Source organism: Paenibacillus whitsoniae, assembly GCF_003955665.1.
Taxonomy (GTDB): Bacteria; Bacillota; Bacilli; order Paenibacillales; family NBRC-103111; genus Paenibacillus_E; species Paenibacillus_E whitsoniae.
The window spans coordinates 1-13,856 of record NZ_RXHU01000086.1 but is presented as its reverse complement, the minus strand read 5'-3'; the positions used below and the strand labels follow the sequence as shown (position 1 = coordinate 13,856).

The following is a 13,856-nucleotide window of genomic DNA, read 5'->3' as shown; positions in this document are numbered from 1 at the left end:
AATGCCGGCAGGGATCTTCTTCTCGATAAGGGATTTTCATCAACTGTTTAATTTCTGTCGTTCCGTTTCGATTTCGTCCAGCTTGCGGCGAACCCGCTCGGACGAGCCCGGAACCTGCCGTACCTTGCTCCATACTTCCTTGGCTTTCGCCAGTTTGCCGGATCGGTGAGCGATCTCGCCAAGCGCCGCGGCCGCCTTCCACTCCGCAATCTGATAATCGGGGCTGACGCTTCCGCGATATTGCGGCAGTACCTGCAGCGCCTGCTTCAGCTCTTTCTCCGCTTCTTGCATCAGAGCATTCGCCTGCTGCATCTTGATTTGGGCAAGCAGGTAATGGCCATCCGGAAAATCCGGCGAATCCGCGATCAAAAGTCGGCAGTATGCCTCCGCTTCGTCAGCCTGTTTTCGTTTCAGCTTGATCTGAACCAGCAAGCGGTACACCTCCGGCAGCCGGCCGAACAGCGGCGTCTGCCGCGCCATTCGCTCCGCTTCCAACAGCACTGTCAGCGCCTCTTCTTCCCTACCTGCAGCCAGCAGCTCCCTGCCGAGAAAAAGCAAATGCCCCGGATTGTCCGGCTCGTCATGAACCATCTGGGCAAGCAGGCGCAGATTGCGCTCCAGCTTGCCTCGGCTTTGCACAACGGACGGCTCATATCCGTTGTGGTCCAAACGGATGCGGACGGCGCGCCGATACGTGTCGTCCTGGAACACACCTGCGGCCGTCCCCACCTGCTCGTGGATGCGGCCGTAGTATCGCAGTCCGCGTTTCGCGGGAAACATGCGGACCTGTGAAAAATCGTGCCGCACCGCGCCGTTCACGCGGTTCCAATGCCACACATGCAGCGCCGCCGGCACCGGCATGTTGTGAAAAATCCCCGCGGCTTCGCGCACAGCCGGCACATCTGCCGGCAGCAGCGTCTCATCCGCGTCCACCCACAACACCCAATCGGACTGGATATGCTCTAGTCCGATATTTCTCGCCGCCGCGAAGTCTTCCGTCCAGGTGATGCGAATCACCTTCACCTTAGGGAATTGCGCGGCGATCTGCGCCGTGTCATCCGTGGAGGAATCGATCACGAGGATCTCGTCCACGGCGCCTTGCAAGGCGGCGATGCATTTCGCAATGTTCGCCGACTCATTATAGGTGAGGATGCCTGCGGCCACCGTCACCTTAGGCACTTGCAGCAGCCTCGTGATATGCGGCAGCACGGGAGTTGCGGGCATCTGTCGGATGCCCTCGAACATCGACTGCACCCACTGTGCCTGCGGATCCAGCAGCCAGGCCCGCTCCAGTACCCGCTGCGCCGACGTCGTCTCCTGCTGGAGCAGCAGCGTCTCCCCGAGCATCACCCAGAGCTGCGCGTCAATCGGTGCTTCGGAGATGGCAAGAAGCAGAGCGGACTCTGCTTCTTGGAGGTTGCCTTTTTGGATGAGGGTGATGTAGGACTGATAATTAGTAGGTATTTTCTTTTGTGAAGGGTACATAGTAGACACGAGCTCCATTGTTTGGATGTAGAACAATCATAACGGTAGTTCCTTCTGGTGCATTGATTGAAACAGCACCGGCCGTTTCGAATAAGATTTCATTACCGTAAAGATCATCGATGACGGAGATGGCGTCGTTATTCAACGCATATCCTCCTTCAACATAAAAAGAATCCAACGTATCTGGATAAAGATCTTCAAGTCGAATTGAACTTGTAGATAATCCATATGCGTCCAGTGGAAGAGGAACGACTTTAAAGTTAAAGTCATCTAGATATAGTTTTGAACCATCCGTACTATGAGCGTAAACTTTAATCTTGTTAATACTAGGGTCTTCAGTGGTAGGCGCCACAAATTTGATAGAATCTGTTCCATAGACCTCGGCTGTGACTGACCCAAATCCATTAGATTTAATATCTGTAGGGCCTACGTTGACATCTTCACCAAATGCCGCATCGACATTAAGGACAAGTGAGCTTGTCTTTTCAGGGTCCTGAAGGTCAATGGACTGATACATTGAAGTGAGCGCTGGAAAAGGCTCCGTTTGATCAGGCTCTAATGCAAAACGTTCAATATCGACAGTTACTTCAGTTGGCGTGTACAAATGCTTAGAATCATAAGCTTTAATCTTTTTAATCTTTTGAACGGTTCCATAGGTTTGAAATGAATCCCACGATAATTTTGAACTACTCAAACTATAGGACCTTGTAAAAGTCGAAGTCGAACTTGAGGGCATTTCTTCAACTTCAACATCATACATGATGTAATCCTCTTGATCATCACGAAATACATCATTTAAATCGATCTCTGAATTTTTACCCAGGAACATTTTATTTCCATTACCAGCATTATAAAAATGACTAGCCACCACATTGTTCGGATTCAAATGCGGCGCCGTATTGCCATCCCCTAGTACCGTTACAGAAAAAGTTGCGGAATCCGCTACTCCGCCGTGATCATCCCAGGCCATTAATCTAAAATAACTTGTTCCTTCGTAATCCCCGGAAACTCTCCATTCGGGTTCATCGCTTTCGCTTCCATTATAGATATGAGCGCTATCATTGTACTCTCCGTTGGAATCAGGGATTGCAATATAGCTAACATATAACTCGTCACCATCAGGATCTATGAAATAATCGCTAAGATCACCAAGTTCCAACTCATCAAAGAGCTGGACATTAAAGTTGGTAGGCAGGGGATTCCCCGTCTTCAACTGAGGTGCATGATTCCCAGCTATTTGATTACGAAGAAAATCCGGTTTAATGCCGCCCATCAAACCTTTGACTGAATCAGCAGTCGTAAAGTCGCTTGGAGAACTGATCATTTTTTTGATGATATCAGAGATATCATACTTCCGTTCAGGAACGTTGCCACTTATGACCGTTACTTGAAATTGATCTTCATCATACACCATATGTTCAGTTTCATCTAAGCCCACAGAATACTTCACCGTGAAAGTTGCCGTTCCTGGGGCAATAGGATGAATTTTAAGCAAACCTTCAACATCATACCCAGGCTCATTGATGGCAACATCTGGTTTATCGCTTTCCACGATAAACTTGGAATAACGGGCATTCGGATATAATCCAAATAAATCAATGATTGCCTGAGAACTTTCCAATGAAACCGTCCGATCACCGAGCATGTCAGAATCGAAAACCGGATATTCCGGGGGATAAGACTCATTTGCATGTGCACGTTCATATGTAGGTTGAAACAACAACGGCGCAACCGCCATTGCCGAGCTAACCAATACCGCAGTCGCTCGCTTTTTCTTTATGTGAGCTTTTCTCACTTTACCCAAAAGGAATCACATCCTAATTCTATTATTCTTCCTTTCATTCTATCATAGGCCATTCTTCCTAAAAACCCCTCCAACGACAAAAATCCTCAAAAAACGAGGATTTAATCGAAATTTTAGATTACAAACAATATTTTAATAATGCTTCATGCACACCGTCGTCATTATTCGAAGCCGTCACCCAATCCGCTGCTGCTTTAACGGCCTCCGGGGAATTCTCAACCGCAATACCAACCCCTGCAAAAGCCATCATTTCCAGATCATTGTAGTAATTCCCAATGGCGATAATCTCGTCAGGCTCAATCTTCTGCGACGCAGCGAGCGCTTTAAGCGCATTACCTTTATTCGCGGCAGGGCTCATCACATCAATAAATAAGTCACCGCTTCGGATCATTCGCAAAGAACCGTACAGCTTCTGCTCTTCCCACTCCGTTTGCACACGATCCAACACTTCCTGCTGGCCAAAAAGCGTAAATTTCACCAGAGGCAGAGACAAGTCCGAGACACTGGTCACCAGCTTGGGACTAATGAGGAATTTCTCGTACATCTCTTTCTCATTAGCCCCAATTCGTTCAATATACATATTCATCGCCGTGCACACGTCAAAATGGATCCCCTCGCGTCTGGCATACGCAAGCATCGGTTCAATATCCTCGACAGCAAAAGTAAACTCATTCACAATTGTCTGTCCATGTTCATCGGCATGCAGCGTGACAGCGCCATTATGCGTTATCATCGTGCCTTCAAGACCCAATTCCTCCAGAATCGGAAGTGTACTGGCCGGCGCCCTCCCCGTACAAAGTACAATGCTGCAACCTTGATCATGGACAGCTTGGATCGTTTCAATCGTCCGTTCGGTCAGAACGTGTTCGTCATTCAACAGGGTACCGTCAACATCCAATGCGATTAATCGAAAGCTCAACCTTCCTCGCTCCTTTGTTCGCTTCTATCGACCTATTGTACCATATCTATTGAACACGATGAACTCCGACAGACGCATGGACATTTCCAATGATATCGATCGGAATGTCTTCTGTTTTCACAACTCCGTTGCGATAACGAATTTTAAAATGTATCGTTTGCAGGCCATTCGGCAATCCTTGCGTGAAAGATTGGAGCCTGCTATCGTACAATTCCCCCAGGAATAACGTGCTATCCCCTAACGACACTTGGAGCTGCGTCATTACAAAAAGCGAATGCCCATCCAGCCCCACCGTGTCCAACCATGCGGACACCTCATCCACAGGAGCCGGCGCACTGCGACTCGTTAACACCAGAACCTCCCCCGAATAAAATTGCTTCGGCACCGCTGCCGTTTGATGCCCGCTCCGCTCATGCAGCATCCTCCATTGCTCCGTATACGTCACGTCCGAATGAATCGTAAGCGGAAGAACCTCTATCGTTTTGGCCGCAGTATGCGAGAGTCTGCCGTCTGAAGCCGTTAGTGAAACCCGATAATAACCAGGCACGGAAAACCTATCCGTTATATGTTCCGTGGTATATATGTTTACCGAACCGTCCGGCCTTTCAACTGTCCACGCATACGTCAATACATCACCATCCGGATCCGAGGCAGCATTAATCACATAGACGTCATCCCCTTCCCATACCGGCTGAGGCATCCAGCTAAAATCGGCAACCGGCGGCCTGTTAATAAAGAACCAGGTTTGTGGAGAGTATTCAGACCAAGTGATGCCATCGAATACGCGGACTCGGACGCGAAGCTTTTGTCCTGCAGGAAGGTCCTCTGTGGGGGTCCATACACCTACACCTGAAGTTGAACCTTGATAAAATTGTCCTGTGTCAACAAGCATGACATCGTTCGCTTCATTCGTAATTTGCAGTTGAAAATACGAGAAGGTCGTGACTGGATCGGGATCTGTTTGACTCCACCTAAAAGTCGGTCTCAAAGAATTGAAGAACGTTGGATGTGCTTCCGTTCCATTCGGTTCAATCATTGTCGCCACAGGTGGGCTGTTATTCGTAAACCACCCAGCATTTGACCAATCAGACCAATAGCGCCCATCACTCACTTTAACTTGAACCTGGTACGGTCCAGTTTGCTTGACTAGATATTTTAACTGCCAATACTCAACCGGATGCATTGTCCAACTGTTCGCATTGGTTTGATAGTTACATCCTGTCCAATAAGATCCATCACTTTCCCAGTAGCACCCATGCGCATAACTCCCAGTTCCTATAGCATCGTATTCAGGACCTCCAGCATAATACGAAATCTTAAGTTGAGTGCCGTACTCATCCAATATGCGATATTGATAACTGGTGTAGATCGTAGGAACATCCGGATCGGATTGGTTGAAGGAAAGTTTTAATAATCCGTCTGTTATTATTGTTGGATTCGATTGAGTCCCGTTAGGGAATGTAATCTGAGCAGACGGGGGATACCCACTCCGCATAAATTTCTCAGACCATTCAGACCACGCACCTTTCTCGTCCTTTACTCTCACCCTGACCTTGTAAGTCCTTGTGCTGTCTAGAGGAAAGTTAACCTGTCTACTCATAGCCACGACATTTCCATCTGACTTCAAATCCGTAGTTCCTGTAATGATGGAAGATTGGCTAACCCAGTACCACTGAGGGTTTGAGTAATAATTATAATAGTAATACTGAATATCAAGTTCATATCCAGCTATCACACTATCTGCATCAAAGTCTACAGCATTCCAAGTGAATGTAGGGTTAGCAGAAGGCGCGCCAGACGGATTTTCATACGTCCCCGTTGGATTGGTCAAATCAACAAAGGGTGCGTGATTAAGTGGTGGTGCATTGAGCCAAATATAGCTTTCCGCCCAATCACTCCAAGCGCCATACTCATCCTTCACTGCAACCCTAAATGTATACATTCCCATTTCTTTTACGCGATTAATCAATCCTGAATTTGTCGTTCCATCAGGCATTGTGTACTCATATCTTCGATCAACAATCCCTTTCGTCGTCGCGTAATTAACCCCGGTCGGCTCCGTTGAATATGTCCAAGTGTTTAACCATCTATCAGGATCATAACTTTGGGTATCATCGCACGTCACAGCATAATAGATATCTTGTGAACACGAGATTAGAGCAATTGGCCTGCGATGAATAAGAACGTTTCGGGAATAAGGATCTGAATCAGATTGATACATAGCGAATGTCGAATCTGGAAAAGCATATCCGGTTGGCGCGGGATCATCCGTTCCAGTTGCTGTAATTCTATATACGCCAACTTTATCGAGAATCGTTACAGGATCACCTGTAACCGTTTGGTTATTGAAAATGGATACCCCGCTGCGCCCATCACCCGCATCTAAAAATTTCGTCGCATCCATATGCTCGTACTTCCACTTCTCTTTCGACTTTATTTCCGGATCCGTTTCGGGATCTTGGAAATCGGTCGTATATGTAAGTGCTTCTCCCGCAATTCCCATGTCATCGATTTTTTGGTTATCGGCAATAGGGACTTTGACAACAACATTGCGGAAGTGAGAGCCATACGCCCCGATGAATGCACCATATGTTCCCGTATCAAACGTTGTATCCGTTACATCAAATACTGGATTCGGACCCATTCTCACCTTGATTTTCGAACCCCTCACTGAAACCTTGAAATTCGTAAAACCAGTGGTATTTAAACCAATCACTGTGTTTCTAATTTCAGTTCGGACTCCATTAACGATTTTTGATAATGATAACCGATTTGAATTCAATTCTAACCGATACATGTTATTGTTGTTCTTCGCTCTGAATAAAAAGCCCGAAGGTGATCTTTCGCTGTAATTCGGCGTCAATTGAGCAAAGTCAAAATAATAGTCCGCGTCAGCTAAATCCGTATTCTTTTTCATCGTCTGTCCAGTTTCGTTTTCTGCATAGCCAGGCGTAGACGCTACAGTTCCTTTGATCGTGTAATAATAATACTTCTCGTATGAACCTGTATAATCATCCTGATAAGAATCGATATAACCACCCGAACTACACGAACCACAAGATTGCCAGTGAAGATTGTATCGACGGTCCTTAAAATAGCGCTCATGAGCAATCATATAAAACTCGCCGTTTGCCCCGAACCCTGCCCCATCAATGGAGATCTTCTTGTCGATGTACGTAACGGCATATGTATGCTCGTTATATACCCGAGTTCCTGCTGTCGTATACTCCGCTAATTTCGTTGCATATTTATTTATGACGACGATTTTATTCAAACCGTCAACGACATAAATATATCCATCAGCAGAGGTAACAAACCTTATGTCCCTCATGTATGTACGACCCGTGTTCTCGACTCCTGTCAAATAATTCCCATCGCCACCTGTTTGCCTTTCAAAATCGTCCCAGTTAAACGTTCCGAGATCAAGTCTTACGGTTGCACCTGTATGCTTGTTGTACGATGTTACATAATTCGTGACAGTCCCTTTTGATGTGGAGCTATAGTTGCTTGTAGTGCTACTATTACTCCAAGATGAGCTGGTTTGATTTTGATCGCTATGTCCGACGACAACAACATCGTCATCCTCATAGGTTGCCACATAAGTATTCGGTTTAACAATGGATGCAGTCGGAACTTCTTGCCCTGTTTCAACGTCATACCATTTCGATGTATCCGTTCCACAACTATAATAGCACGGCGTTCCAAATGCATTTGCGGGAAGTTTTATTTTCGTGCCATCATCATTGACTTCCATGAATTGTGGCGAACCCACTTCCGCGGAATTCCTCGGTAATAGAAAGGAGTTCAAAACACCACTATAACTAGAAAAGAAACTCTTTACCCAAGATGTGGTTCCATCGGCAGATATCCTCGAATAATCGCACCAATACTTATAAACATCGTCGTCTTCATCATAGTCGGCATAATAGTAGCGACACGAAAGTGAATACGTCCCCCCTTTAGCATCCATATACAGATAATTGCCAGGATTGCTAGCCGTCGGCGCACTCTGATTATAAGGAAGTCCATACATGATCTGTGTTGTTGGTTTTCCAAATGCATAAGGCTGGCCGTTGTAAGTAGTATTGCCGTTATAATCCGACTTCGTGATCGTTACACTCAAACCGCCCAATGAAGCAACGCCATATCTATTCCCTACATATTGCTTATCAAATAATTGTGGGACCAGAAAACTATGCCCTTGATCCATTCCCAAAGTTACTACTGTTGGCGTGAACACTAGATTCGACGAAGGAGCATTGAAAGGATTTTTTCCGTAGTGTGACGTAAAACCTTTAGTAACCGAACTATACGTAAAGCCAATATTCTTGACTTTATGTAAGTTCGGATTAGTCAAACTCGACCCTAGCCAATCATCACCAAACGCCATTAAGGGCTCGTATTCATTCGATGTGTTAAATATTGGAGGCTCGGGATTCGCGCTTGTAACAGTAAACGTTTTTTCTGGCGAATCATTCATGATGTTGATTGTGAACTGTTTCGTATCCGTTAAGCTCCAATCCTCAGTTGTCTTTACTGTCAAGCGATATTTACCGACTCTCGAAGCAGGCAATGAGGCATATCCACCAACTGTGATCGGTATACTTACCGATGCATGCTCGTCAAAATCCCCGTCATTATCACTGTCGTATTGATAACTGACCTGAGTCGAAACGATAACATCGCCATCAGGACTGTATGACATATCCTTGAAGCCGACATTTCCCCTAACGCCAATAAGCGGAAGATTAATCAACGCAAAGGGTGGTTTATCCTCAACGACATTAATCTGCTTTACCGCTTTGTTTTCGGGCAAATTCATGACGCCGTAATTGTCTTTCACTTCAAGCGTGATCGTTTCAGTCCCAATATTCGGATAAACAGCTAATTTGTTTGTCCAAAACTCCTGTACAATCGTCCTTTTCTTTGCAGGCTGACTGCATGCGCCATTAATCGCATTTGCTGGTAGAGGCCTGTTTTGTACTACGCGGTTCGGGACGTTGATGCAAGGGACAGGTTCTGGGCGCATAATGTTGAGGGTCGCGGTCTTTTCCGTGCATGCCCCCTGCTGATCGCACATTTTGGCATAGATGATGTGGTCGCCAACCGTGTTCGGAGCGGTCAGCCAAGTAATCTTGTCATCTCCTTTGTTCCACCCTTGGGACGGAAAACTTTGAATCCAAGAACTAGAACTTTTGGCGAATTCCCATTCAAATGTGACGAGTTCATCGTCGGGATCATAGTGATTGGGCGGGATTTCCGGCAAAAGTCTAACGTTTAGACGATCGCCCACAATGGCATCGGGAATTGGTGTTGTGCTGTAGTAATCGCTATCGGCGAACCAGCCAATCTGAAAATCTGGAGGGCGGTTAGGAGGGGAGTTGCCTATGGTAAAGTTGCCTTGGGTAAACGTCGAGATACCGCCGCAGCTATCTTCCAGCTTGTAAGCAATATCGACGCGCCCGCTGTGGATGTTCCCAGGATATTGAAGATACCCCATCATACCGTACTGGAAAATAGCGAAGTCTTGGATCGAAGTGCTGGATAGCGTACTCCATCCGTATTCGAAATACTCACCCGTGGCCTGCGTGAGAATGAATTTGCCTCGAACGGGTGTGCAGCTATTTGGGATCGTCCAATCAGCTTTGACTACGTTGGTGTCTTTCCATGGAATGGTTTCTTTGTCAGCGCTAGTGTGGCCGATGTAAGCTCCTGTTGGTGAACAACTAGAATCCGTGTTCACAGGAACATTCAGCGTATTATTCGAAGTGCTCATTTCAGAAATAGCATAATCAGCATTCACAACCAAGGTAAATGTTTTTCCTGAACTGCCGAAAGTAAAGTCGAAGGAACCACCATAAGCTAGACTGTTGAAAACTCCGCTTGAGAAAGTTTTGGTGGAGATCACTGCTCCATCTGCTCTGATTTCAATTTTGAGGGGGGTGCCTGAAGGAATGTCAGCGCCGTTGTTTTTGAAGGAGTAATTGAATGTGACCTTCGTGTTGGGTTTGATGCAAGATGCGCTGGTTGTGATACTTGTAGGGACGAGATCGGGTTTTGTGGAAGGTTCGGTTACGACGTCGATGTAGGAGCTGTATTTGTAGGTGGTGCCTCGCCATTTGGCGTTGGCGAACATGTAGTAGTTTCGGGTGATGCCATAGGGGGCATCGCCGTCATCTTCGGTGTAAACTCCATCTTCTTCTTGCAAAGTTCCATCGAGAAGCTCCCTAACCCTAATTAAACCTTTGTTGTCCTTCCCCATTCCCCAGGAAAATGGTATCGCTTTCGGAGTCTCACCTGTTGGGGTCGCATCATAAATTATGATGGTGTTAATTTTATCACTATCAGTTACATTTGCCCCCGAACCATCCTTCTGAATTACACTTGCATTTTCGTACCAATACTTTGGAGGTGAAACTTCATAAGCCGTTGTCACTGCCCAGCCAATCGTATTGTAGTCCGGGAAATTATCCAACCCCATTAAATAGTGACTGTATCCATGCATATAACGTAAATCCCCACCATTTGCTTCCTCAGAATATTTCGTTTTTGTGGTAGTTTCTTGATACCTTGCTTCATCCGGAATTAGTCCTGGATATTGACTTTCGGGATTACCTTTGAAAGTTGACGGGTTCGCATCAAATTCAAGCGCTTTGGTTTCTTCACCTTTATGTGCCCATACTTTACCGTTAGGGTCGCGGTAGATATAATGTCCAGGCTTGGCAACGGATTGCCCAAACACAGGTGTGGATGCTCCAGGAGCATCTTGAATCTTCAGCACAGATCCATTTAATGATGTAAAAGATGTTCGGTTTGCACCGTTTAATGTATATTGGGGTGTACCCACAATTGTTCCTGACACATACTTCGATAAATCCAGATCCAACGACTTTGTTTTAGATGTTGAATATTGTGGCTTTATATCATCGGTCAATTTCCCAGCGTCTGAAGGATTCGAGAAATCCACATAGATTCTGGTTGTTGTTTGTGTAGCCGCGCTGGCTTCTGTCGGATAAAACAACGGTGAAAACAACTCAAAAGTGAGCAGAATTAGAAATACGCGCGATAAGACGAAAAACACGTGTTTCTTCAATGGTTATCACTTCCCACTATTTATGGATACCTAGATCTATTTGTGTATCATAAATAGCATAAGCAATTTTTCCTGTTGCCATTGGAGATTTTAAATGATAATTAGAAATCCATCCAATGTATTCTGCGGGTTTATCATATTTAACCAGCCCTGGGAATTTATTCACTGCTCTTACGGTTCCTTCCGAATCAAGCAAACCAATCGTTTGCATCGTGTAGAAATTACCAGTCTTATCCGCTGTAGAATCCACCAAAACCCTAATTTGAGTGGCAATAACATAGGTGTCTTCCAACTTAACAAATGGCGGCTTCAAAGCCAAATCAATCAAGTTAAAATTCGGATCCGGCTTCATTGGATCGATAATAATAACCTTCTCAAACTTGACCTTCACTCCCTGCGCAATCGGAAACCACTTGCCCAACGAGTCCGTCGGCGTCAACCCCACCATCGACTTCATATTCGTCCCCGTCGAAGCAATCTCCGCAGCAGCGACAGCCGCTTGATCCACAGGCAGTGGTTGGCCCTTGCGCTTCGACAACACCCGCTCCACAATCGTCACCGACTCCGCCCGAGTTGTAACCCCCTCCTCGTCCAAGTCTCCGTTGCTCTTCCCCTGGATCAGCCCCATCGAAGTTGCTTCAAGCATCGTCGCTTTGGAGTTAATGTCCACGGCGTGAACCGACACAGCGGCCATTTCCGAGCGCTTGATCGGCTCGTTCATATTACTCGAACTGAACGTCCCCCACAGTATCCCCGCGTCTTTCATGCTTTGCACATAGGGAGCGTACCAGCTGCCAATGCCTGCATCGCCATTTTTCAACCCAATGGCAACCGCAATCATTTTAATAAATTCAGCCTTGGTCACTTGGTTATCAGGACGGAAGGACATGTCCTCAAAGCCATCAACATAGCCTTTCACCACGGCATTTTCAATAGCGGCCTTCCCCCAGTGCGTATCGATATCCGTGAGCTTCACTTTACTAGATTCGCCATTCGTGACAGCCGCGCCCGCGAGGATTGACGTAACCACAATCGCAGTAGAAATGGACAACACTTTCTTCATATTCAAAACTCCCCCAAAAGTTTACAATTTAATAGTGATAGTATCTCATCTTATTTCATTGTCGTCTACCATTTACATCCATTATTTCCAGACAAACAAAAAAACCACCTCTCCCTCGAATAGCGATCTACACGAGATAAAGGCGGTTCTTCCGCACATAATAACCTATCATTTTCTATAAACTACCATATTCCATCTTATTTGTAAACTACTTTTGTACCTCATGAGCAGTACGTAGTGCTTGAAGTTCATCTGAGGTTAGCTCCCGAGATTCCCCCAGCGCCAAAGACACATCCAGTTGCAAGGGTCCCATGGATATTCTTTTTAAATAGACGACCGTTTTGCCCACCGCCTGAAACATGCGCTTCACCTGATGAAACTTTCCTTCCATAATCGTCAATTCAATTTCGGAAGGAATGCCAGCCGCGGCGTCACCTGTTTTCAAAATAACAAGCTCACCCGGCAGCGTTTCATACCCGTCGTCCAACGTTACACCAGCGGCAAACGCTTCACGATCCGCCTCGTTCACTTCCCATTCCACTCGGGCAAAATATGTTTTCGGCACGTGCTTGCGCGGCGAAAGCAAATTATGCGCCAGCTTTCCGTCATTGGTCAGCAAAAGCAGCCCTTCCGTATCCTTATCCAGCCGGCCTACAGGGAAAACTTCAAAAGGCACATATTCGTCATCCAGCAAATCGACGACTGTCCGATCGCGGTTGTCCTCTGTCGCGGATACAACGCCCTGCGGTTTGTTCATCATCAAGTAAACGAATTCCCTGTACCGGACAGCCTCGCCGTTGACCGTAATGAGATCACGCTCTGGGTTGACCTGCATCCCGCTGTCTTTCACGCGCATGCCGTTCACCTGAATGGCGCCTTCCTTCGTCAGGCGCTTGAGCTCCGAACGGCTGCCCACGCCTACATGCGAGAGTATTTTATCCAATCGCTGTGTCAACTTCACGGCTTACGTCCACCTCCATGCCGGCGGGTATTCGTTCTTCAAAATCCCGTCGATCCACTTCCCCCAGCCGACGGGATGCCCGTCCAAACAAACCAGGCAGTAGCCTTTGGCTGCCTGGCCATCCTCGCGGAGAATTTCATCCTCCGCGATTTCCAGCGTCTCGCCCCGCAAATAGCGCAGGGCGCGCGCATCATCTAAAGCCAAGCGCAGCACGCGCTTGGCCTCGCCCCCCCGCAGTCCCAGCGCCAGCGCCTGGGACGGCTCGAATCGGCCGCGGTGCAGCGCGCCGATATACCAGCCCGGCCGCACGACCTTCAGGCCGTGCAGCTCCGGCAACCCCAGCGGCGACAAATACGCGTGGTCGCCGTAACACAAGAGCCGCCCAGGGGCGAAGGGCTCGCCGCGCAGCAGCTCGCCCGCGAACGCCTCCAGCGGCTCCAGGCTCACTTCCGCGCGGGCGGGCACCGCCGCGCGCGCCTTCAAGCCGCCGCGCCGATCGCGGCGGCCCCCACCACCCGGCTTCACCGCCAG

The 13,856-nt window shown here is 47.3% G+C and carries 7 protein-coding genes; all 7 read right to left on the bottom strand.

Annotation, left to right across the window (positions count from 1 at the left end):
- Positions 1-39 precede the first annotated feature (39 nt).
- Entirely contained in the window at positions 40-1,485 is a 1,446-nt protein-coding gene (locus tag EJQ19_RS25915; RefSeq protein ID WP_164716722.1) for a glycosyltransferase family 2 protein, read from the bottom strand.
- On the bottom strand, positions 1,454-3,289 hold the full coding sequence (locus EJQ19_RS25910) for a hypothetical protein (protein ID WP_126144137.1): 1,836 nt from the start codon (positions 3,287-3,289) through the stop codon (positions 1,454-1,456). Before EJQ19_RS25910 ends, EJQ19_RS25915 begins: the two co-directional genes overlap by 32 nt.
- A gap of 118 nt (positions 3,290-3,407) precedes the next feature.
- Entirely contained in the window at positions 3,408-4,208 is an 801-nt protein-coding gene (locus tag EJQ19_RS25905) for a Cof-type HAD-IIB family hydrolase (RefSeq protein WP_126144136.1), read from the bottom strand.
- A 46-nt stretch (positions 4,209-4,254) separates the two neighbouring features.
- Positions 4,255-11,301, bottom strand: a complete 7,047-nt coding sequence (locus tag EJQ19_RS25900) for a PKD domain-containing protein (protein ID WP_126144135.1) — start codon at positions 11,299-11,301, stop codon at positions 4,255-4,257.
- 16 nt (positions 11,302-11,317) lie between these two features.
- Positions 11,318-12,364: an S-layer homology domain-containing protein gene (locus EJQ19_RS25895; RefSeq protein ID WP_126144134.1), complete on the bottom strand. Its 1,047-nt coding sequence runs from the start codon at positions 12,362-12,364 to the stop codon at positions 11,318-11,320.
- Between the two features lie 208 nt (positions 12,365-12,572).
- On the bottom strand, positions 12,573-13,325 hold the full coding sequence (locus EJQ19_RS25890) for a pseudouridine synthase (RefSeq protein ID WP_206438492.1): 753 nt from the start codon (positions 13,323-13,325) through the stop codon (positions 12,573-12,575).
- A 3-nt stretch (positions 13,326-13,328) separates the two neighbouring features.
- Positions 13,329-13,856 (bottom strand): RsmF rRNA methyltransferase first C-terminal domain-containing protein (locus tag EJQ19_RS25885; RefSeq protein ID WP_206438491.1); only part of this gene is annotated, 528 nt, incomplete at its 5' end.